Source organism: Paenibacillus selenitireducens, assembly GCF_002021565.1.
In the GTDB taxonomy this organism is placed as follows: Bacteria; Bacillota; Bacilli; order Paenibacillales; family Paenibacillaceae; genus Paenibacillus_K; species Paenibacillus_K selenitireducens.
Genome location: NZ_MSZX01000017.1, coordinates 47909 through 70358, shown reverse-complemented (window position 1 = coordinate 70358; position 22450 = coordinate 47909). Strand labels below are relative to the sequence as shown.

Annotated in this window: 19 protein-coding genes; 5 read left to right on the top strand and 14 right to left on the bottom strand. The window is 41.8% G+C overall.

Features of this window, described 5'->3' with window-relative positions; genetic code table 11:
* Positions 1–29 precede the first annotated feature (29 nt).
* Complete coding sequence (locus tag BVG16_RS28755; RefSeq protein WP_078502639.1) at positions 30–956, bottom strand: helix-turn-helix transcriptional regulator; 927 nt, start codon at positions 954–956, stop codon at positions 30–32.
* A 96-nt stretch (positions 957–1052) separates the two neighbouring features.
* Here BVG16_RS28755 and BVG16_RS28750 point away from each other — a divergent pair, with 96 nt between their 5' ends.
* Positions 1053–1544 (top strand): GyrI-like domain-containing protein, encoded by a 492-nt coding sequence (locus tag BVG16_RS28750; RefSeq protein ID WP_078502638.1) that lies wholly within the window; start codon positions 1053–1055, stop codon positions 1542–1544.
* Positions 1545–1720: 176 nt separating this feature from the next.
* Here the strand turns inward: BVG16_RS28750 and BVG16_RS28745 are convergent, their stop codons facing one another.
* The 6 genes from BVG16_RS28745 to BVG16_RS28720 form a co-directional block, all read right to left on the bottom strand.
* Entirely contained in the window at positions 1721–2524 is an 804-nt protein-coding gene (locus BVG16_RS28745; RefSeq protein WP_078502637.1) for a polysaccharide deacetylase family protein, read from the bottom strand.
* Between the two features lie 111 nt (positions 2525–2635).
* On the bottom strand, positions 2636–5650 hold the full coding sequence (locus BVG16_RS28740) for an Ig-like domain-containing protein (protein WP_158081827.1): 3015 nt from the start codon (positions 5648–5650) through the stop codon (positions 2636–2638).
* A gap of 349 nt (positions 5651–5999) precedes the next feature.
* Positions 6000–7664 (bottom strand): cache domain-containing sensor histidine kinase, encoded by a 1665-nt coding sequence (locus BVG16_RS28735; protein ID WP_078502635.1) that lies wholly within the window; start codon positions 7662–7664, stop codon positions 6000–6002.
* 2 nt (positions 7665–7666) lie between these two features.
* A complete protein-coding gene (locus BVG16_RS28730; RefSeq protein WP_078502634.1) occupies positions 7667–9232 on the bottom strand; it encodes a response regulator in 1566 nt (521 codons plus the stop codon).
* Positions 9232–10062 carry a carbohydrate ABC transporter permease gene (locus BVG16_RS28725; protein ID WP_144027529.1) on the bottom strand — a complete coding sequence of 277 codons (831 nt, stop codon included), beginning with the start codon at positions 10060–10062 and terminating at the stop codon, positions 9232–9234. Before BVG16_RS28725 ends, BVG16_RS28730 begins: the two co-directional genes overlap by 1 nt.
* A 30-nt stretch (positions 10063–10092) precedes the next feature.
* Entirely contained in the window at positions 10093–11043 is a 951-nt protein-coding gene (locus tag BVG16_RS28720; protein WP_078502632.1) for a carbohydrate ABC transporter permease, read from the bottom strand.
* Between the two features lie 258 nt (positions 11044–11301).
* Here BVG16_RS28720 and BVG16_RS28715 point away from each other — a divergent pair, with 258 nt between their 5' ends.
* A complete protein-coding gene (locus BVG16_RS28715; RefSeq protein WP_078502631.1) occupies positions 11302–12729 on the top strand; it encodes an ABC transporter substrate-binding protein in 1428 nt (475 codons plus the stop codon).
* A 94-nt stretch (positions 12730–12823) separates the two neighbouring features.
* Complete coding sequence (locus BVG16_RS28710; protein ID WP_078502630.1) at positions 12824–15019, top strand: family 78 glycoside hydrolase catalytic domain; 2196 nt, start codon at positions 12824–12826, stop codon at positions 15017–15019.
* A gap of 239 nt (positions 15020–15258) precedes the next feature.
* On the opposite strand, the gene BVG16_RS28705 is transcribed toward BVG16_RS28710, so the two are convergent.
* Positions 15259–15828 (bottom strand): SF0329 family protein, encoded by a 570-nt coding sequence (locus BVG16_RS28705; protein WP_078502629.1) that lies wholly within the window; start codon positions 15826–15828, stop codon positions 15259–15261.
* Between the two features lie 191 nt (positions 15829–16019).
* Complete coding sequence (locus BVG16_RS28700) at positions 16020–16577, bottom strand: TetR/AcrR family transcriptional regulator (protein WP_078502628.1); 558 nt, start codon at positions 16575–16577, stop codon at positions 16020–16022.
* 160 nt (positions 16578–16737) lie between these two features.
* Here BVG16_RS28700 and BVG16_RS28695 point away from each other — a divergent pair, with 160 nt between their 5' ends.
* Entirely contained in the window at positions 16738–17799 is a 1062-nt protein-coding gene (locus tag BVG16_RS28695; protein ID WP_078502627.1) for an FAD-dependent oxidoreductase, read from the top strand.
* 207 nt (positions 17800–18006) lie between these two features.
* Here BVG16_RS28695 and BVG16_RS28690 read toward each other — a convergent pair whose 3' ends face one another.
* Together BVG16_RS28690 and BVG16_RS28685 are read right to left on the bottom strand one after the other, a co-directional pair.
* Positions 18007–19047, bottom strand: coding sequence for an NADH:flavin oxidoreductase (locus BVG16_RS28690; protein WP_198957550.1), 1041 nt, complete (start codon positions 19045–19047; stop codon positions 18007–18009).
* Positions 19048–19380: 333 nt separating this feature from the next.
* Entirely contained in the window at positions 19381–19956 is a 576-nt protein-coding gene (locus BVG16_RS28685; RefSeq protein ID WP_078502626.1) for a TetR/AcrR family transcriptional regulator, read from the bottom strand.
* Between BVG16_RS28685 and BVG16_RS34130 the strand changes: the two genes are divergently transcribed.
* Positions 19880–20194 (top strand): tyrosine-type recombinase/integrase, encoded by a 315-nt coding sequence (locus BVG16_RS34130; protein WP_144027527.1) that lies wholly within the window; start codon positions 19880–19882, stop codon positions 20192–20194. The genes BVG16_RS28685 and BVG16_RS34130 overlap by 77 nt on opposite strands.
* Positions 20195–20560: 366 nt before the next feature.
* On the opposite strand, the gene BVG16_RS28680 is transcribed toward BVG16_RS34130, so the two are convergent.
* The 3 genes from BVG16_RS28680 to BVG16_RS32590 all read right to left on the bottom strand — a co-directional run bounded on the left by BVG16_RS28680 (position 20561) and on the right by BVG16_RS32590 (position 22349).
* The gene (locus tag BVG16_RS28680) at positions 20561–21472 is read right to left on the bottom strand and encodes a DUF4261 domain-containing protein (protein WP_078502666.1); all 912 of its coding nucleotides are present in this window, start codon (positions 21470–21472) and stop codon (positions 20561–20563) included.
* A gap of 359 nt (positions 21473–21831) precedes the next feature.
* Positions 21832–22176: an immunity 51 family protein gene (locus BVG16_RS28675; RefSeq protein ID WP_078502625.1), complete on the bottom strand. Its 345-nt coding sequence runs from the start codon at positions 22174–22176 to the stop codon at positions 21832–21834.
* A complete protein-coding gene (locus BVG16_RS32590) occupies positions 22173–22349 on the bottom strand; it encodes a hypothetical protein (protein WP_198957549.1) in 177 nt (58 codons plus the stop codon). Before BVG16_RS32590 ends, BVG16_RS28675 begins: the two co-directional genes overlap by 4 nt.
* Between the last annotated feature and the right edge of the window lie 101 nt (positions 22350–22450).

Genomic DNA, 22450 nt, shown 5'->3' with positions numbered 1-22450 from the left:
GGCTTTGTTTTCTTCCTTCAGACACCGATTTATTGTTCTTCGTATTTCGCCAATATTCTTCGAATATAGTTTTGAAAAGCTTCTCGAATTTCGGAAGGCTCTATGATCTCGCATTTATCTCCAAACCTCAAAAGTACATCATAACCGGATTCATTATTGATAATTGGAAATGTAGCCAGACAGCTATTCCCTTCTACACGAATAATGTTCTCCTCGCCGTATCTTTCAATCACTTTATCCTTTATAGATAAGGCAATTCGGATCGTGACTGGGACCCATTCCCGACTCATCCAATCTGATCCATCCATTGCAAGAGGAGAAAAGTCGCGGGGCACAAACGTTTCTGGCAACACATCAAGCTTGCTTATCCGAGCCAATTTAAATATTCGGTAATCCTCTTTTAAGGTGCAGAAAGCTTGCAGATACCAACTGCTTTCTTTAAAAACTACTTGATACGGCTCTATTTTTCTGGAGGTAATATTCCCGTCCTTATCGATATAATCAAAAACCATATATCGCTCTTTGTTTATGGCGGTTTCTATGCTGCTTAAAAGAGAACGCAAAGATCGATTCCCTTGATTTAAGGATAAATCGACAGCGTATCTGCTTTCTTTTTCAGATTGCCCGCCTTCACGTCTTATACCGTTTAGCTTTTCCAGAACATGAACGATTTCTTTATGATTGTATAACTGTCTGTAGCTTTCTAGACTCGTTGACAGTGTTTGAACATCCTTGAGCGTGAACAGTCTTTTATCGATTTTATATGACTTCATTAAACCGACTCCACCTGCAACTCCTTGTGTGGTGAAAATTGGCAGGCCCGCCATCGTTAAGGTATCGATATCTCTATAAATGGTTCTATTGCTGACCTCAAGTTTTTTGGCAAGTGCTCCGGCATTTATAACTTCGTTCTCCAAAAGAATCATGATCATGGCGATCAGACGATCGATTTTCATAACGTCACCTCAGCTCTAAGTATGCCATACTGTTGTCATATTTAGTATGCTAAGTTATTTATGTATCGACAAAAAAATATGCAGGAGGAAATTGAAATGAGTAACTTTAGAGTTGAAAGAAAAGAAAGTTTCCGTTTGGTTGGTTATAAAACGGCTTTAGAGGGATCGAGCAACGCACATTCCCCTCAATTTACCAAACAAAAAACGACATTTTTCATAAGAGCCATTGAAAATGGGCAAATGGCGCTCCTTCGTCCACTTGCTGAAGGTTCGTATGGCTATGCCGCGATAGCTGTGGAAAAAGGGAATGTCTTCTATTATGCGGGAGTCAAAACGTCGCAGCCTTCATTGGATCAAACCGAAGAGGTTCTGTTTCCGGAAAGCGATTATCTAGTCCTTACAGGAAACGGCGGATTGTCGCGTTTAGCCTTTGACAGGTTGGAGGATCAGGCATTTAACGATCTGTTAAATGAAGATTATGAATGGATCTATACAGGTGCTCCTATCGCTGAAATTCTACTGAATGGAAATCCGTCCGATGCCCAGGTTGAAGTATGGGTACCCGTAAAGAAACGAAATGACCGTTAAAGAGAAGCGCACCGATAAACTGGACAAGCGAGCATGACCAGTATGGAGTTCTGGGACAACTTGGTGGATGCATTTACTCAAATAATGAACGACGAACAACAGCCCTTCACCACCTTATTCCGTGGTGAAGGGCTGTTGTTAAGGGAATCTTTCGTTCATGTTACGTCGTTACCGATCTATGTAACCAGCTTCGTCTGGGAGCCTCCCCTAGCTTCTAAGATTACCCCGTTTACTTCAAGCCATATCGAAGAATAGGAAGGATTAAAGACGAAATCCATCGATGCCGAAAATCGTAAGCGCCGATAGCCGTTCACGTAGTCCGCGATTTCCATGTTCGTCGCATACCATATGTCATCGCGGCCGCCGATCGTCTCGCAAAAGCTTTCGATGAGTCCCCAATTGTTATCCCGATCGAACTCATAACTGTGGCCCCAAACATACATCAAATAAAGATATTGTCTTTTGTTCAGTCCTTTGAAGGTCTCCGCCAGTTCCAACAGGTTTCCGTTATGATGGCAGGTCGGACGCCACTCCATGAAATCGTCCGGCATGCGGAAGTCTCCATGACTCTCGACCGTTCTGGCATATTCGATGCCGAGAAACGGCAGCATCTCTTTGATTTGCCGGTTGAAGGAACCGTTCGGATAAGAAAATCCTCTGACCGAATACCCGACGGCGCTCTCCAATCGTTTCCTGTCGCCTATGATTTCTTCGATGATTTGCTCCTTGGAACATCTCGCCATGGTCGGGTGAGTAACCGTATGAGCAGATACTTCATGGTCAAGAAAGATGTCCGCCATTTCCTCCAACGGTATTCGATCGCCCTGACCGGCCAGTCCGGAGTTAACATGGAACGTCCCTTTAATGCCGTGTTCGTTAAACAATCCGATCAATCTTCTGTCTGCCGCTCTTCCGTCGTCATAGCTCATGGTCAACGCTTTATGCTTCCCTCCGGGAAACGTCAACAGTACATTCGACATCTTACTTATCCTCTCCTATCCTTGATCGCAAGCGAAAGCAATATTAGCGTCAACCCTTGCCCGTAAAGCGTCGGATAACATTGTCGACTGTCCTCTCTGCTATTGAATGGCTCAATAAGATATTTGGTCTAGTGGCAGTTTGCTGTCCTCGCTTCCTGCAGCAACTTCCCTGACTGGGGTCAAAACTGGTCCTGATCCTATTTCAATAGGACTTTTATTAATAGTTACTAATATGCTGGCAGTAAAGGGGCCATATGATACTTGGATCACTGCACTACCTTCGTTAATTGCCCGCATATCGCCATTAGTGGTTACAGTAGCGACTGATGAATTAGATGTTGTCCATGTTACATTTTCCAACAAATCCACTGATCCGTTCGAGATCAAGCCTTTCGCTCGCAAAGACTGCGTTTGTCCCACTGTCATAAATATTTGCTGAGCGACTGCTTCTATTCCATTCAGCATCCATAGTTTACCGTATTCAGAAGGTTTTTTTTCTTTGCCGATCCCGCTGCTCCATTCCAGCCAGCCAATTCGTCCGTTGCCATTATTGTTATTCACTAGCAGAGACAATCTAAGCGGAGCTTTTGGATCATGCACGTACGGATACAGCTCAGAAGAATCAACATGTATATAATAAGTAGTTTCACCTGATACAGATTGGTCCATTTTGACGAAACCATATTGGACTACACTGCTCCTGGGAGTCCAATTCGTTGGGATGTCCCCTCCAACATACGGCGCTAAATGTTTATAAAGCACGGGTCCCTGAGAAGTTTTGGATGCCTGAAATTCCACCTGGTCCGACGGAAAGCCTTGACCAAAGGTATCAATTGCGAACTGCACACTATCCCCTTGCCAGAAACTGTCCGGCTGATTATTCTGAAAAAACGTTTCGTCCTTCACTCTTATAACGAGATCTAATCCAGCATCAGAATATCCAGCCGCAAATGCAGCTTCGAAATCATCAGGCTTTGTCAGCTGATCAGCGCTTTGAAAATTCCAATTATCCGCGATCCACGATGCTCCTTCTGCAACCTCCAAGGTAGAAGGATTGAACAATTCCCCGCTATATCCCTTTGCCTCTGCAACAGACTGATTATCAACATTACGGTCAAAATCAGATACAAGAAATGGTTGTGACAGCGGCAAGGCTTGAACAGCCCGTTCATCTGCCCCGCTTATCCAATACACCTTTCCTGGCTCAATAGTCAAGTCATTGACGACATTCAACGGTTTTCCTTCCCAATCCGTAATAATAGTCTCTGTAGAGAATACTGCAGCAAGACGGGCATCCATCGCCGCTTCGTTAGCTTCATCCGTCCATAGCGCTATTAACGGCTCTCCGTCGTTATCAAAAACAACTGCTTTCTGTCCATTATCAAGAGCATGCTCCCCTTTGTATTGAATAGATTGGCCTGCCAGATTCAAAAAGTTATGCATAACTGATGCGGCTAGCCTTGGCTCAATTCGCGGTTTAGAGCGGAACAAGCCCGCAGCGTGTGTAAATTTTCCTATACTTTTTGCGTATGGCAAAGTTTCTGCTTCAGATAAATTTAACATATGAAAAAAAGCTATTTTTTCAGCTTTCCATTTGATTTGCTTCATAAAATCGATGATCATTCGTTTTGCAAGCTCTGACTCTGATGGAATCGTTGCTGAATTGGAGCTAACCAAAAGAGCGTGACTTTCCGAGTTAACCCATAGTTTAGAGGGTTTCCCAACGATTTGGTCAATACGCTCATACTCTCGCGGATCAGCATCATAACCATGTATCGCAAGTTTGTCATAATAAGAGTCGGCTCCCAAATTGAGTATTTCTTTATAAAAAGACAGATAATTACGTCCTGCCAGCCCTCCAACCCATACTTCCGAATCGGTCTGCTCCGCTTTGATCGTCTGATAGGCGGTCTTTAACAGTTCAACAAATCGTTTTGGCGTATCCATCCAAAAAGCACTTATTTTCGGTATGTTTGGTTCATTCCAAATTTCCCATGTCTTTATTTGATTTCCATAGCGCGTGACTACTGCTCGAACGAAATTTTCCCAATCCGTCATATTTTCGGGCGCATAAGCGGAATATTGCAAAATACTTATATTCGTTTGCGTTTCTTCTGGATGAAGAGACGCCCATTGCGGTGTAAATAACAGATTGCCAACCATATCAAATCCATATTGTTCAAGCAGATTGATCTGATTATCAAATTTGGTCCATTGATAATCTCCCCGCGAAGGTTCAATTGCCCAGCTGGAATCTCTGAAGAGGGGCCCCCATGATAATGCATGTATTCTTGCAAATTGAAATCCTATCAAATCCGCCATCTTTATTGAGGTCTCGCCTTCATTCGGTTGAAAACTAAAGCCAGCAGTTTTCCATCTTTCTGAAATCGGTTTTGTTGGTCCAGGACTTACAACGATTGAATAACGTTCTCGCAAAAACTCTTTTAAATCTGTCTGCGAATACGTATATTTAACAGGCAAGTCTGTTAATTCTGATCCACTCTGCTGGTAGGCAAAAGCGACCTCGTAATACCCGGGTTCTCCCGGGGTCCATATCCAGCCTTGATCTAAAAATGTGTGCCGCGGCACTATTACTTGTTCAACCACCTCATTCTCGGAATTGTATACGCTGCCAATTACATTCGTGACTGATTCCGGGACTGCACCTTTATCAAGTTGAAAAGTTACAATCTCCCCCATTTTCCACCAATTCGCAAACTTTGTACCTTTTAGTGAAAAAGCAATGGGAGCAAACGATTCGTCAGAGGCTTCAATTTTCACATCATCATAATACAAGGTACCGCTTACATTAGCGGCTGAAGATACTTTCGTTGTTGTCAAATTTAAAACCACTTTGTTCGTGCCTGCTGGAAATTGGCTTCGATCTACGATAAATGATACCTCGTGCCAATCCTCAATAATAAGACCTTCTGTTTTGTCTGTTGTAAATTGTCCCAAAAAAGATCCATTATTATAATACGTAAGAAATATCCGCGGTTTATTTCCTTTGTAATCTAATGACGACTTGACCTTAGAAGTGATTTTGAATGAGGACATTTCTGAAGGAAGGGCTACCCCTTCCGACACCCAGCCTGCGGAACCGGCATTGACGCTTTTAATATACACCGATCTCTCTCCGTCACTTTTTTCATCTTCAGAATACCCTGCTAGGGTAGGCGGATCACCTGCCGGCTTCTCCCACCAAAAGGTACTCCATTCCTTCGGAGCAAGGACACCGTTTTTTTCAACCAACGTCTCAAAGCTCTGGTTTCTAACCGTTAGTTCCTGTACGTTTGCTGCATAACCTGTTCTTTCATCCATAACCATAAAAAGAATAATCAAACTGAACAAACATATTAGTACCCTATACCTTCTCATTATTTCCCCTCCAAAGAGTTAAATGGTTTCTCACCATCATCATAAAAAAAACTCTCTGGCCATATAACCCCCTAAACTACATATTTACTGGAAATAGCTATACAAATGGCAATATAACATCAAATTGCGTGCCAAAATTCAGCTTGTATACAGTCAAACCATATTCCGCCCCAAAATAAAGCTTAATCCTCTCATTCACATTACGAATTCCAAATTGAGAGTTGTTGTTAGCGTGTACGGATTGTTCAAGTAATTTTGAAACATAATCAAAATCCAGATTGCGCCCATTATCAATAATAGAAATAATCGTTCGATCATCCTTTGTGCGGTGGCCCGCGATTTCGATCCGATTTCCTCCAGACTGCCGATTCATGCCATGCATAATCGCATTCTCAACAAGCGGCTGAAGTGAAACTTTTACAATACTTTGTTGCAATACTTCCTCTGAAATGTTGATATGTATGGAAAACTGATCCTGATAACGTATTTTTTGCAAATCGATATAGCTTTTCAAATGCTTCAATTCCTCTTCTATCGTTACGATATCCTGTTGATTTAAGCCATGCCTTAAAAAGAAGCTTAAATTCCGAATCATTTCACTCAGCTCTTTATCTCTATGCTCGACTGCTTTCCATTGTATTGAGTCGAGTGAATTATAAAGAAAATGAGGATTAATCTGATATTGCAGCATACGCAGCCGATACTCCTGCTTCTGGATCTGCTCCAGCTTTATTTCATGCAGCAAATCACGAATCCCATCGTATAAGAAACGAATTTCATCATTGCGTTTCAAACGCGGGATCACAATATCTGCTCCTTGGTTTTTCTTTTTAAAGATAAGTGACGCAAGAAATTGGATGGGACGAGAGAAGCTTCTTGCAAGCCATATCGCCAAGCAGGAGGTTAGAACAATTTGTCCAATCGTAATTAACATCGTCCACCTTTGTAAATTTTTAAGCGGCGACAAAATTTCTGCTTTTGGAATTTCTCCTATGAGTGTCCAATCTTCGCCAATTTGCCGATGATAATAAGATATATCCAGAGCTGAAGCTGGCTGTTCCATCGCTTGTCCAATGTACTCGGCTTTTGGATGAATGATATAGGTCCCATTTCCATCTACCATGGACAATTGCATATGGCCTCCATCATTCATAATTTTATCGATTGAGCTGAAAGGAACTTGTATAACGAGCAACCCTATCGACCTTCGATTAACGATATCGCCTAGCGGAACAATCCACTGCAATACGCGGCTGCCATTTCTTTCAGCAACAAAGAACAAGCGTTGAAACCGGCCACCTCCTTTTTCCATCACCTGCTTTATGAAAGGCTGGTTTACCTTAACAGGCAAGCCATAAGCTGAAAAATAGTGAGGTTCTGTGACAAACACCGTTACATTGACATTTGAATTAATATATTTGACATTCCCTAAAAAAGTATAAAAACGGTTGGACGCTTCAATTTGTGTAAGGATACGATCCGTCGGTACATTTAATTTTCCAAGAAGACCTTCATTTTTCAAAAACTGATTTTCTACGGTTTCTAAATCCTGATATAATTTCTCCGCCTGATTAGCCGTTTGAGCAAATAGTCTTTCGGCCCCTTGCTCCAGTTGATTGGACATAAGCTTGGAAGTTAGCAGCATGTTTACGACGCCAACAGTAACAGCAGGCAAAAACATTAGAAAGACCAATATAAGAATCAGCTTATGATGCAAATGCCGGAACGCAAATGAGGTACCAACGGTGCCAAAACGCTTCATCTTTACACGACAGCTCCCCTATATTCTGATGGTGTCATACCATAATATTTCTTAAACAGCTTAACGAAATGCTCAACTTTATTGTAGCCTACGAGATAAGAAACCTCATAAACTTTAACAGTAGGATCTTTCAGCTTTTCCGCAGCTTCCGTCATCCGAATACGCATAACGTATTCTCGAAAAGTTATGTTTGTTTCCTTCTTGAACAGCTCGCTCAAATACACCGTCGAAATCCCTAATTCTTCGGCTACACTGGAGAGCTTAATATCCTGATCATATTTATGTTGAATAATTTCCTTCGCCTTTTTAATTGAATGATGAGTGATATCCCCATTTCGTAGTCTTATAATTTGATGGAGCTGCTGATTGAAGTATTGCAGCAGCTCCTTGTTCTGATATTGACCCATAATTTGCGCGCGCAATTGATGGCGGATTTCTACAGATTCTTCTTTGGCTGCCTGCTGTGGAAGCATATGATCTCTCAGGGAGATTAGCCATTCGAAACACCAGCGCCTTGCGGATGTCAGATCCCAGTTCAAAAAAGCCTTTTCCATCTGGCCCTGCCACTGATAGATCTGCTGCATCTCCCCTTGAGCGATCCAGTCCATCAACTCCTGCATCGGCTTCAGCCAGCGGTCATAAGCCACGTCCTTATCAGCACGGGTTATAAAACGGATTGGACAGTTCGTATCCTGTCCCTCGTATTCAGCTGTTTTTTCTACCTCCCAGTACAATTTGCTGCATTCTAGATAATGGTCACCTAATTCAGATACGGTAATATGTAAAGAGACCTTTGTATTCAGAATAACAATGTCAAACAAACTGCGTGTAAACTCTTGTAATTCCTTGTCCATAAGTTGATTGCCAAGCGTCAATACCCATTTCCCCCTAGAAATGCGAACGAGACACATCGAATCATAACCTTCGATAGTCTCAATTAAAACATTTTGAATAGCAAACTGCATGACTTCCAAAGTTTTGCGGTCCTGATGAAGAAGGAGATGCGGCATAGAGATGTAAAACAATCTGATCCTTCCTGCCGCAATCCAGCTTAACCCTACATTCGCAGCTTCCTCCTCCCACCCGTAGCCCGGATGGTTACCTGCGAGCAGTTCAAGTATTGCCTGTGATCTCACTGTATCCAAGTGATTGTACAAATGCTGAATCTGAACTTGTGATTTGCGGGAATGTTCAAGCTCATCAATAATTCGCATCAGCGTTTGAAGCAATTCGTCTGGCTGAGTCGGTTTTAACAGATATTCTGTAACACCTAGCCTGATCGCTTCCCTAGCATACTCAAATTCTCCGAAACCGCTTAATATGATGATCTTAACATCCTGCTTCTGGCGCTGCATGGCCATAATCATTTCAAGACCTGTCATGCCGGGCATACGGATATCAGTAATTATGATATCCGGTTTAAGCTCTTCCAGCAGTTCCAACGCGCGTACCCCGTCCTCAGCTAACCCGACTACTTGCATCCCGTACTCCGCCCAAGGGATTGCTCCCTTCAGCCTCTCTCTAATAAAATTCTCGTCATCGACGATAAGTACCTTATATTTGGCCATTACCCTTTCACAGCTCCTTGTGATAAACCCTCGACAATCTGCCTATTCATAACTACAAAAACGATAAGCACTGGTATGATAGATATCGAAGAACCCGTCATCAATAAGTTCCAAGCCGCAGCTCCGTCTCCCATGCTTCTCATTTCAACAACCGCAACGGTAATTGTTTTAAGTTGCGGATTTCCGATTGTCATAACCAGCGGAAATATGTAGTTGTTCCACTCCGCTACAAATTCTATTATAAAGAATGTTGAAATAATAGGGATCATAAGAGGCAAGAAAATGCTAAAATAACGTTTATAATAACCTGCACCATCAACAACGGCAGCTTCATCTATTTCTCTGCCAAGCGATTTTATATAACCTTCATAAAGAAACAGACTCGCCCCCAAACCAGTCGCCGTTAAAAGTGGCAGCGTGAAAATGTTCGAATTGAGCCCCCAATTAACCGCCATTTCAAACTTTGGAAATAATGTCATTGGGCCTAAACTAATAAATAAAAGTCCGATCACAAGTGCATATAATAATCTTTTACCAGGAAAATCGGATCTCGCAAACACATATCCCCCCATCGATCCTAGCAAGGCAGACAATATGGCTGCAATACATGCAAATACAAACGAATTAAAGAAGTAGAAAGAAAAGTCCATTCCCCCCCATACTTCTGCATAGTTACTCACCATCCATTTTTTGGGTAGCAAGCCTCCACCCGCAATCAGTTCTTGATTTGTCTTAAACGATCCTAACACAACAAATAAAATTGGCCATATTGTCACAGTCGCTGCAATTGTTAAAAATATATACTTGAATACATTTACTATTTTCACCAAAACCAACTCACTCCAGTCTCTTGATAATGTCTAATGATAATCCATTCGTTTCGTCAAGCGGAAATAGATGATCGATACGATAAGCAAGAATACTGCCGTTACAACCGCAACTGTTGCACCGTACCCATAATTCACGCTTGATCTCCCGCCAAAAAACTGGTGGAATATGTACAGAAAGGTTACTTCAGTTGCATGATTCGGTCCTCCATCTGTTAAAACAAGATACGGGCCCATCGATTTCAACGTGTTCAACATGGATAAAAACAAAATAACTTGCAAAATCCGTCCCATCATAGGCAGCGCAATATACCGTACGCGTTTAAATCCAGTTGCTCCGTCTATATCTGCGCTTTCATATACGTCCTTAGGGATACTACTTAGACCAACAAGGAAGAACAGCATGTTTACACCAAAAAATTGCCAAGCGTCAATCATCATTCCACTAAGAAAAGCGAGTCGGTCATCTGTTAGAAACTGCACCGGTTTATCAATCCAGCCTAGCGACAGAAGCATACGATTGAGTTCTCCATTATATGGGTTTAGCAAAACGTAAAATATTAAGGCCATTGTTGAGCCTGGAATGATATAAGGCATAATAAAAATCGCACGAAAAAAGTTTTTACCACGCATCCGGGTATGGAGAATCAAGGCCAGCGTAAAGGCCAGCGGCAATTCTATAAAAATCTTAAGAGAGAATATGGCTTGCTTACCTAAGCTTTTCCAAAACACGGTATCATTTAGCAGTCGTTTAAAATTAGTCAAACCAGTATAATGAAGCTCGTATCCATCGTAGTAGTAAAAAACATATTTCAACGCCCAAATGACTGGATATACAGAGAACAACGCAAAAAATATAACCGGCACAAGCAACATTAAATAGGCGTGTCCATGCTTTTTAAAAAAACGAGGGGCGATTTGCGTCCAGCGCATTCGGTTTGGATCGTCACTTCTATTAGAAGCGGGTATAGCAGATGGTTTCATAAACAACAGCGACCTCCCATTACGGAATTAGTATTTTTATAAAGTATAAAATCAAGCACCAAATACCCACAACCCCCGTAACTTAAGGTTTATTGCACGATTCCGAAATGGTTAGCCAAGGGATTATTATAATAAAAGGCATACTCGCTATTTGGTTAATTGAAATTCAATAAATACTAAATTTGAGGGGTTACCCTTAATAATAGAAGCGGTTAGCATAATCATTGGAAAACAAAAATTGTTAAGGGGAGTCCATAAATGAACATGAAACAAAAAGGCAAGTCGGTGCTTATTTTATCCTGTCTTCTTCTAACGTTGGGAGGGATAGTAGGCTGTTCCAAACCAGATAATTCGCCGAAAGAACCAACCGTTTCACCTTCGGCATCAAAGGTCAAAATTGAGATTTGGAACAGTGCAAGGCATGATCAAGCTACTAGAGAAGCATTGATCAAGCAGTTTAATGAGACAAATAAGGATAATATCGAAATTGAGTACAAAGTATTTACAGATAATTATCCGGATCAACTCAGATTAGCTTTCAATGCAAATAAACTTCCGGATCTGATGTTCGAGCCCCCCCAGGAGCTTTATGCAGCCGGCTCGATTTTAAACATTAACGACATGATCACAGAGGAAACTAAGAAACGCTTTGTTGAACCAGCCTTCTATAAGCCTTCTTTCGCAAAGAAAGATGAATTCTATCAAATAAGAGAAAATGTAACTAACTATAAGCTTGTGTACAACAAAGATCTATTCGAGGCATCAGGCCTCGATCCTGAGAAACCACCTGCAACTTGGCAGGAAATGAGGGATTACGCCAAAACCATTACTGAAAAAGGCGACGGAAAAAAATACGGTCTGGGACTCCCAATCAAACAAACTGTATTCTGGCAATACTATGCTCTTATTCCTTCCGCTCGTTCTGGCGATTACTGGGGAGGCGGCGGTTGGGATGCCAAAGCAGGAAAATTCGATTATACACGTTACAGTAAGTACATCCAGTGGTGGCATGATGTGAACAAGGAAGGAAGTGTGTTCCCTGGAGTTGGTTCATATGATAATGATATGATTCGAGCACAGTTCTCGGAAGGCAACGTTGGCATGCTTAGTGCAGCAACATGGGATATTGGGGTGTTTAACGATCAATTCCCTGCCAAGATCAATTGGGGAGTAGCAGATTTCCCAACATGGGATGGTGAAGTAAAAGGCTCCTCACCTTACAATACCGGAAATGGAATAACTATTAATAAAAATACAAAGCATCTGAAGGAAACGAAAATAGTTTGGGAATTCTTCACCTCTGATGATATGTATACGGAATTAGCTAAAGCTGGACTGGGAAGCTTCACAAATATTGCCGCCCAGGACAAATCTCTGCCGCCTCAGGAACGGAAAGGATTGGCTGACTTTATCATCACGCAACCAGCCAAACAATATATAGCTGCACCATCGGTTGATTATAAGTTATTAAATCCTCCGCCTAAAATAGGTGATATTGATTTTGGCGGCGGTTATGGAGTCTGGGAAGTCTTCACTGACGCATTTACAAAAGGCGGCGAAGATATCGACAAACTGATGCAAGAACTTAGTGAAGTGCAAAACAAATTTTTCGAAGAATCAGTCAAAGCTGGGTCAGTAGATCTAGACCTGGTAAAAGTGCCTGATTTCAATCCTATGACCAACTAATTCAATCAATATAGAGCAAGGGTCAGGCATGCCTGGCCCTTGCTGTTATTTACATTGTAACAATTAAAATCATTTCTAAAAAAGGAGCAGGAAATTGAAAAAAAATTGGTCAGCCTCTTGGATTATGGATAAGGCATTTGAAGAATTACAACCTATCGAACCTTTTCACAAAGAAACAATAGTTAAGACATTGCCAGAGCACAAGGAAAATTTAATAAATCACCATATACTAGTAAGAAAAACATTTTGCTTAAACTCTGCTCATATTGAAAGAGCAATTCTGGATATCACAGCGGATGACTACTATAAGCTATATGTAAACGGTATTTTTGTCGGGCAAGGTCCAGCACAAGGCCCTTATGACCACTATCCCTATAACCAGTACGACGTTGCTGCATATTTAACAGAAGGATTAAACGTAATGGCTGTTCACGTCTATTATCAAGGGCTAATTTGCCGAGCCTTCAACAGCGGCGATTATCGCCAAGGTCTAATCGCCGAGCTAAGCGTGAACGGGAAATTGACAGCCGCAACTGATTCCAACTGGAAGTTGCACAGGGCACTTGAATACGGAAATGGCGGAATCATTGGATACAACACTCAGTTTTTAGAAAATATAGACAATCGCTTGAAGCAAAATGGCTGGAAAGAAGCTCTCTTTGATGACTCAGAATGGGATCACCCCGTTGTTCACCATTACAATGATCATCGATTATTTCTTCAGCCTACCCCTCCATTGTCGGTATACACTATTAAACCCAGTCGAATTATATCTATTGAAGGCGAGGGCTTTCTACTCGATTTTGGCAAAGAAATAACAGGCCAATTTACAATGAGAGCGCATGGTTCCGAAGGACAAACCATTGAGATTCGATGTGGTGAAGAACTGCAGGACAGCGGACGTGTTCGTTACGAGCTGCGATGCAATTGTATCTATAAGGAGATTTGGACTCTTTCCGGTCAGGAAGACGAACTGGATTTTTATGATTATAAAGCGTTTCGTTATGTTGAGGTATTGGCTCCACCAAGTATGACTCTGAATACGGACAGCTTCGCAGCATTAGTACGCCATTACCCGCTTGATGAGGAAGCTTGTCTGTTCGAATCTTCCGATCCCATGTTGAATGAAATTTGGTCCATTTGCCGCAACGGGGTCAAGTATGGCTCACAAGAAAATTATGTCGATTGTCCATCCCGTGAGAAAGGACAATATTTAGGAGACAATACGGTGATTGCCCATGCACACGTCTATTTGTCGGGCGATTTAAGGCTATTTCGCAAATCGCTTTATGATTTTTCCTTGTCTGCACGAACATGTCCAGGATTAATGGCAGTAGCTCCCGGCCATTTCATGCAGGAAATTGCTGACTATTCTCTGCAATGGCCGATGCAGCTTCTCGAATATTACAAGCAAAGCGGTGACAAAGCGTTTGTCAGTGAAATGTTACCAGTAGCAGCGGGCATTATTAGGCATTTTGACAAGTACCGCAGAAATGACGGCTTGCTTACACAAGTATCCGACAAATGGAACCTCGTCGATTGGCCAGAGGGACTGCGTGATGGTTACGATTTTCAGCTGGAAAATCCGCTTGGTCCAGGCTGTCATAACGTCATCAATGCATTCTATTATGGGGCAATGAGCGTTATTGGAGAGTTAGAGGATATACTTGGTTTAATAGAGAAAACAATATCTGAAGAGCGTTTAGCAGCATTTCGGAACGCCTTTCTCAAGGTATTCCGAAATGAAGAAACAAGACTATTTATAGATGCTGAGGGCTCCAAGCATTCGTCACTTCATGCGAATGCACTCCCACTTTTATTCGGTTTAACGGATGAGAAAGACCAGGCAGAATCCATCGAATTCCTACGCACAAAGCGGTTGAACTGCGGTGTCTATATGGCATATTTTGTACTGAAAGCACTTGCTCTTGTAGGAGAACATGAATTTGTTTATGAGCTTATTCGTTCAGAAAATCTACACTCCTGGGGCAATATGGTTAAAGAAGGCGCAACTGCATGTTTCGAAGCTTGGTCGAAGGATTTGAAGTGGAATACAAGCCTATGCCATCCATGGGCAAGCGCCCCTATTCCATTACTTATCGAGGAAGTGATCGGCTTGAAGCCCGCAGCCCCGGGATGGAAAACAGTGTCCTTTCAACCACAAATTCCAAAATCACTCAAACAAATTGAACTGGAGTTTCAAATCCCAGCTGGACGAGTCAACTTCTCCTATAAGAATGGCGAGACTAATCTGTCACTTCCGAAGGGTGTCCTTCTTATCCAAACCTGATAATAATACGAAGAGGCGGCCCGTCCTATGGCCGCCTTCGCCTTTTATTTGCTCTACTTAATTGCACAGTTCAAAAAAAGTTTCTATTTGTTTACCAGCGTACAACAACAGACTCATCTCACTTTACTTTTCTTTCATAATACAACAAACCCAGTACCATTAAGGCACTGGGTTTCATTTTATAGATACTGTATTCATTTTGAAGGGCTCTCGATTGGAGGTAAATGAGTTATTTATTTTCATAACGTACTACGCCGTAGTTCATAAAAATACTGCACAATTGGATGCTTTAACTTCATCTTCTCGGTCATGTTTAAAATTCGTTTTTTTCCTACCCGTCTGTCCACCAAAGCTAGAATATTCAATAAGATATCATTGCTCTCTATGCTTTCCTCTATAGAAATAGATAAAAACTTAGTAGCTACAACGATAAAATTTGATTTACTTAATGATGCCTGAGCTGACAAAATCTCCTTTGCATATCCTGATATTTTTCTACTTCTTGCAATTACTTTTAGACGATCCTCCGGAACTGTCCCCTTGGTTTCTTTTCTGACCGCTTCAATTTCTTCATTGTTGATAGGAATTTGGATATCTGAATCATTCTTAATTTCCAGCTCCGTCTGATACCATCTGATTAAGGTAGTTATATCACTCATATTGAGTACGTTCTTTTTATCTACGGCAATATAACAAATCCCTGATTTATCAGGTAAATAGCGGTAACCGGTTGCGCGGTATTCAACCCTTCCATATAACGCTGGACAGAGAAAACTCTCCAGTTGTTGCTTCAATTTGCTCCAGGACATGTAATCCTCCTATGTTTTCAAAGCCTACTACTAGTATTTGAGGCTGTCAGGACAAGTAACTTTTGCAATATGAACCTCTCCCGAATACTTGTTCTTAATATGATTATATCTAGAATATGAGAAGGTATCAAATATCAATATTATTCTTTTCCGTTTACTCCACAATTACGCCCGATTTTATTTGAATAAGTTCATTTTAAAGTTTTTTCTATATAATCCCAATTAAATATTTTTTTCATTTCCTCATTTGCTTCTTGCTCACTAATATTACTTCCTTCATTCACCCACCAATTGAGTACGCCTAATGATGCCCCGGAAAAGGCAGCTAAAGCGATCTCTGAAGAGAATGATAGGCTTTGATTACTATTTTGATCTTGAATAACATTTTTAACCCCTTTATTCATCTCTTTCATAATGATATACCTTAAAGAATCTTTTTCTTCTGTTAACAATTGTGAAAAAAGTGCTTTGTACTTCAATGACATATTGAATAATTTAATCAGGTTTTCACGAATATTACCCTCAATAAATTGAAATTCCTTGGCTATATTTTGTAATCCATAAGCCATTAAATCATATTTATCATCAAAATGCGTATAAAACGTTGTGCGATGAACCATAGCTTCTTCACAAATTTCCTTTACAGAAATAGTATGAAATGAATGACGTTCTAGTAAAGTAAATAATGATTGAACTAAGAGTTTTCTAGTTCTCATGACGCGTAAGTCTTCTTTCTTTTTGTTATCCATTCAGCAAAATCTCCTTCGTGTCTAGTTAATCGACATTTTCGAAATACTGTTCGTTGCCTATATAAGTTATACACTATAACATATAAACTATAGCAGTACAAAAAAATATACACGTGTATAAAACAGGCTGTTAAGTATATTTTAAGGGAGTGTAGCTAATATGAAGGATGATTTAAAGGTAGTTATTATTGGCGGTGGGCTTGGCGGAGCAGCAACAGCAACAGCGTTATACAAACGTGGTATTCAAGCGCATATATATGAGCAAGCACCAGAGTTAACTGAAGTAGGTGCTGGAATTGTTATGCATCCACCAACGCAACATTTATTATATAAATGGGGTTTAGGCGAGTTATGTGAAGAAAAAGGGAAAACTGTTAAAAAACTTGATATGTTAACAGCAAAAGGTGAATTAATAGCAGATGGCCCGAAAAGTGGATTAGATTTATTGACTTTAGATAGTTTAGAAGGGTACAAGCCACGTGTTATCCATCGTGCACATTTATTAGATACCCTATTAACACCGTTATCAAGTGAATATATTCATTTAGATCATAAATGTGAGTCTATGATTGAGCATGAAGATCATGTAGAGATTCGGTTTACAAATGGGAAAGTTGTACAGGCAGATGTCGTGATTGCAGCGGACGGTATTCACTCAAATACACGTAAAATCTTTAGTAATGATGAACCGATCTTTTGTGGGGCCCATTCAATTCGTACTATTTTCAGTTATGAGGAAACCAAACATCTGGTGGAAGAAAAACGTGTTGTCATGTACCAAGAGGGTGATATAATTGCGTTCCTTATTCCAGTCGCCAATGGTGTTGCATTAGATATGATCTATCCGACGCAAGATGCATCATGGTCAAAACCTGTAGATAAAGAGCTAATTCTATCACACGTAGGACATTTTGAAGAAGGATTTGTGCGATTATTTGATTCATTCGAATATCCAGTAATGTCTCGCGCGTTATATTTTAGACAACCACTTGAGAAATGGAGTACAAGACGTATTACATTACTTGGTGATTCAGCACATGCAATGTTGCCAACGCTAGGTCAAGGTGCAAACTCTGCTATTCAAGATGCTGAAGCAATCGCTGATGCATTAGCTTCATGTGAGACGATTACTGAGGCATTTGAACAATATGAACAAGAACGCCGACCAGTTACAACTGCTATTCAAACACAATCTCAAAATCCTGAATTGCTAAAGGCATAGTAATACTGACGTGTCACTAAGATGGGTGACACGTTTTTCTGTTTTATTCTTCCTGTTGCTTATAAGTCATATAACTATCTGCATCTAACCGAATCCCTCTTTTGGCTAACGTGACTGTTTATTCTTAAGTGAGTTTGCTAAAAAAGCAGTGCAGACCCAAAATTCTGGTCTGTCACTGCTTGTATCATGCATGAGTTGCTATAAGAATTAGTTAAGTGTCTTTAGTGCCTCCGTCGTAAAAGGAATCAGCTCATCCGTCCGGCCGTCACGAATTTTGGCTACCCAATCAGGATCAACCAACAGGGCACGGCCTATGGCCACCAAGTCAAACTCTTCTCGTTCGAGCTTTTGGATTAATCCATCAATCCCAACATGGTTTGCTCCCTTTCCTTCGGTGAAAACACTCATAAATTCACTGTCAAGGCCAACGGACCCAACCGTAATGGTCGGTTTGCCTGTTAGCTTTTTGGTCCAGCCGGCAAGATTCAGCTCAGAGCCCTCGAATTCAGGCTCCCAGAAACGGCGAGTGGAACAGTGGAAAATATCTACGCCCGCATCAACCAGTTGCGCCAGGAACTGCTCCAGCTGTGCCGGCATTTCAACCAACTTCGCTGTATAATCGCTTCCTTTCCATTGTGATAAACGCAGTACAATCGGGAATTCTGGTCCAACGGCCTGACGGCAGGCCTCGATGACCTCCACTGCAAAGCGTGTGCGTGCAAGCATATTACCGCCATAACGATCAGTACGCTGATTGGTTTTTTCCCAGAAGAATTGATCGATCAAATATCCATGAGCACCATGTAGCTCAATACCATCGAACCCAATTCGCTTGGCTTCCGCTGCTGCCTGTGCGAAGGCTTGGACGATCTCTGCAATTTCCGCTTCCGAATAATCACCAACTTGGCCTCGTGTTCCCATATGCCACAATTGTGGGATGATCTTTCCGCCTGCCTCATGTACCTCAGTCACCACATTTGCCCAGCCGTTTAGTGCAGCTTCACCATAAAAGTGCGGAACATCGGCTTGATTGGACGCGTCCGGGTGATTGATCACCGTTCCTTCGGTCACAATAAGTCCCACACCATTCTCAGCTCTGCGGCGGTAGTAGGCAGCTACATTTGCACCAGGCACACCATCCGGAGAAAATTGACGGGTCATCGGTGCCATCACGATACGATTAGATAATTTCAAGTTGCCTAATTCAAAAGATTTATACAAGGGTTCTACGGATTGAGTATGGTTCATAATAGCCTCCAAATTTAATGTTTTATATAAAAAACTTAAGTAGTATCACAGACCGTGTGCCTGCGTTTAAGATCAGTTTTACTTCAATTCAAACTTTGCCCAAAATGAATCTCGATATACAACACCTCCTTTAATGTAGTAATGGTGATCTACTCTTCCCAGTGATGACGCTTTATTGACTATACAGTCAATAACTTGGCAAAAAAAAGATCAAGGCGAAATCATTGAAAAAGACACGAGTTAGACTGCCTTGATCTGTTCCCTGGACTGGTCTACTCTTCCCAGTAATGACGCTTTATTGACTATACAGTCAATAACTTGGCAAAAAAAAGATCAAGGCAAAATCATTGAAAAAGACACGCGTAAGACTGCCTTGATCTGTTCCCTGGACGCACCGGATTTCTCCTGAATTCGCGTGCCGAGAATAGCGTTGTTCAGATAAGATGCAAGCTCTCTGCTGGAAAAACGGGTCGTAATCAACTGCTGTTCCTGGCCGCTGATGACGATTTTCTCCAGTATTTGTTCGGCTTCAGCGAACATCAGCTCTATTTCGCGTGTGACCTGATCATCTTCTGTTCCGAACTCCAGAGCGGAATTTACCATCAGGCAACCTCGGTAAGTGGCTTCTTCGTTCAGCAGAGAGTCGCGTAAAGACTCCAGCTTGTCCACTGGAGACATTTCCTGCGCTTCCAACTTTTCAAGTATCTCTATATATTGTTCACGATAGTGTACTAACGCCTTCAAGAACAACGCTCGCTTGTCGTTAAATATACAATACAAACTTTGCTTCTTAACCCCCGTCGTGCGAGTTAGATCCTCATAGGAGGTTGACTTGAATCCCTTGTTCCAGAATACTTCCATAGACTGGTGCAACACACGATCAACATCAAATTCTCTTGGTCTACTCATACACTTACTTTATCAATTGTTGACTACGAAGTCAACAACCCTATCATTGGTAAAATTAATTCTTCCTGCTTTTCAACATATACCAATTAAGGACATCAAACCTCTTCACATTGTCGATTTTCTAGGCAAGTTGGAAAAGGAAAATAGTCGAGGTGATAAAAAAAGCGGTGGGCTTTCTTCTGGAACAATTGAAATCGACCATCGCAGCCAAAAACTAAAAAATCCGTTCGGAAAGTAGCCCTTCCTTCTTCGGTACTCGAAGAACTAAGGGAATACCATAGCTATAGGAATCAGGAACGGAATGACATAGGGGAGCTTTGGCGCGGAGGAGAATGGGGTTTTTCTACTCTCCCACCCCGACGGACAACCTTTCCATCATGAAGCACCGTACCAGTGGTTCAGAAATTTCATCTTAAAAAATAAACAAGATTCAGTATTTGAAATTTCAAAGGGAGGAGGATTAAGGTTCCCCCTTTTACTCTATCGTGTCCCCAGAAACCTATTACCGTACACAATACTGACCTACAAGCATCCTTTAAAATTAGTCGTTAATAATCAGTTCATTAAATGGGAATAATCCGCATCGTGGATGGGTAACTGCTGGTTACGACTGCTCTGCGCCTTGTCTGCCGGCATAATAAGGTTCTCCCGGATCTATATCGATGACAGCCCGGTGCGGTGCGGCCAGCCCATATTGGTGTTCGCAGCGCCAGCGCATCTCTTCGGTGAAACCGATTGTTTCCCCGTCGGCAATAACGTCACCGCGGTCGAATAAATAATAGGCGATATTGAGCAAATTCCCGGCTACTTCATCAGGCTCCAGATCGTAATAATGACACTGAACATCCGGAATGCCAAGCGCGGCGAGTCCCAATGAATCCATCAGACCTTCAGGGCGGTCGCTGCCTGTGCCTTCAACATTATAAAACCGAATGTTCAGCGCACCATATAACAGTTGTCCTTCTTCAATCGCCGCCAGATAAGCGCTAGGTTCGACGAGTTTGTCGCTTTCCCGGAAATAGATGGCGTCGCAAGGAGCCGTTTCCAGCACCGCCCGCAGCGAGCCGGTGAACAGCTGCAGCCGCGATTTGGGATCGAGTCCCGATGCCATCATGTCGATCAACAACAGCGAGTGCTCGCAATCATTCACGACTTGAGCGGCTTCCTGCCAGTGCCAGGACTGCTGAATGGCAGTCTCGTAGTCCGTATCCGGGCGGCTTTCTGTATCCATCAGGCTGGTTTGCGCCGGCATTTCGCCTTCCGTAAATTCAACCATATAATTCAAATGAAAAAAATGCAGTAAATTCTGATCTTCCTGATTGTTCGCTTCCCACACAGCAAGTCCCGCGGCATCCGGATGATGCTCTCCGCGATCAACCTTACCCGTGTAAAGTTCCATCTTCTCGTAAAGCATGTTTCGGTCCAGCTTCGGTAACTGCTTGTATTTTAGCTCCACAGCGTACACCCGGGCAAAACCAAAGTCCTTTTCCTGTTCAACTATCTCATTCGTCTCCAGTCTAAACGCCTCCTCATTTATTGCTATTGCTAATATTGCTCTTACATCTTCATCAGCCTGAAAAAGGCGAACAATAGGTGCGGTCAAAGCGACATGCGAGCAAATCCTCCTTGCGGATACATCTAAACCTAGTTTTTATCACTTTAAATAGATTGATTAGTTCCATTGGAACAAGACCAAAATCTAGAAAAACCTCGTCTTTCCATTTAGTTCTCGTAACACCGTTCTTTAATTGATACTCACACAAGCTATTCCAATACTCATCCCTCTCTAAATCAGAAATAGCCTTTGTTAATAGTTTGTGTTTCAAATCGATCTTCAAGCATCAAACCCGGATACAGCCACAGTTTGTCCTCAGATCAATCCAATTCAGCGCGGGAGAATAAATCCCTGATTATGGCGTCATCCTCGCAAGCATCTTTAAATCCAATCGCAAAAATTTGCATGGCCTCTCTATCATCTGAATAAGCGCAGAACATATCAGCTTCCGGGTCAAAATGTACGATATTTTCTAGTTTAGGCATTTTTTCCTCAAGAAAGACTACTGCTAAGGATCCCCAATCGTAACCGTTGCCTTCAAATCCCTCGTCTGCCCGAGTCTGAAAAATTTCATCCTTATAAATACCAACATTCAAAATGATCGATACACTGCCGCTATCATGCTCTATGTACTGAAATGGTTTGATTCTTTCTTTAAAACTCATGAGCTCAGTAATGCTTCATCATAACGTTCCAGATTGTTAAATGCTCTCGCTAAATGGCCGACTAAATCACAGTCTCTGTCCTGTTCGGGAATTTCCGTAATCCTGCCTACTATTTTTTCAAATTCATCATCTTCATACCATAGGTTTAGCTGTTCCAACAGGTCTTTTTCCATAACACTACCTCCTTAGTTTCCAAAGGCCTCTTAGATACTTTTCTAGTTTTATATCGGAAAACCTCCTAACTTCGCTAATAGAAAACCAACAATGGCCGACA

Coding starts and splice junctions, on each gene's coding strand:
- BVG16_RS28755 (WP_078502639.1), bottom strand. CDS start 956: ATGAAAATCGATCGTCTGATCGCCATGATCATGATTCTTTTGGAGAAC.
- BVG16_RS28750 (WP_078502638.1), top strand. CDS start 1,053: ATGAGTAACTTTAGAGTTGAAAGAAAAGAAAGTTTCCGTTTGGTTGGT.
- BVG16_RS28745 (WP_078502637.1), bottom strand. CDS start 2,524: ATGTCGAATGTACTGTTGACGTTTCCCGGAGGGAAGCATAAAGCGTTG.
- BVG16_RS28735 (WP_078502635.1), bottom strand. CDS start 7,664: ATGAAGCGTTTTGGCACCGTTGGTACCTCATTTGCGTTCCGGCATTTG.
- BVG16_RS28730 (WP_078502634.1), bottom strand. CDS start 9,232: ATGGCCAAATATAAGGTACTTATCGTCGATGACGAGAATTTTATTAGA.
- BVG16_RS28720 (WP_078502632.1), bottom strand. CDS start 11,043: ATGAAACCATCTGCTATACCCGCTTCTAATAGAAGTGACGATCCAAAC.
- BVG16_RS28715 (WP_078502631.1), top strand. CDS start 11,302: ATGAACATGAAACAAAAAGGCAAGTCGGTGCTTATTTTATCCTGTCTT.
- BVG16_RS28705 (WP_078502629.1), bottom strand. CDS start 15,828: ATGTCCTGGAGCAAATTGAAGCAACAACTGGAGAGTTTTCTCTGTCCA.
- BVG16_RS28700 (WP_078502628.1), bottom strand. CDS start 16,577: ATGGATAACAAAAAGAAAGAAGACTTACGCGTCATGAGAACTAGAAAA.
- BVG16_RS28695 (WP_078502627.1), top strand. CDS start 16,738: ATGAAGGATGATTTAAAGGTAGTTATTATTGGCGGTGGGCTTGGCGGA.
- BVG16_RS28690 (WP_198957550.1), bottom strand. CDS start 19,047: ATGAACCATACTCAATCCGTAGAACCCTTGTATAAATCTTTTGAATTA.
- BVG16_RS28685 (WP_078502626.1), bottom strand. CDS start 19,956: ATGAGTAGACCAAGAGAATTTGATGTTGATCGTGTGTTGCACCAGTCT.
- BVG16_RS28675 (WP_078502625.1), bottom strand. CDS start 22,176: ATGAGTTTTAAAGAAAGAATCAAACCATTTCAGTACATAGAGCATGAT.
- BVG16_RS32590 (WP_198957549.1), bottom strand. CDS start 22,349: ATGGAAAAAGACCTGTTGGAACAGCTAAACCTATGGTATGAAGATGAT.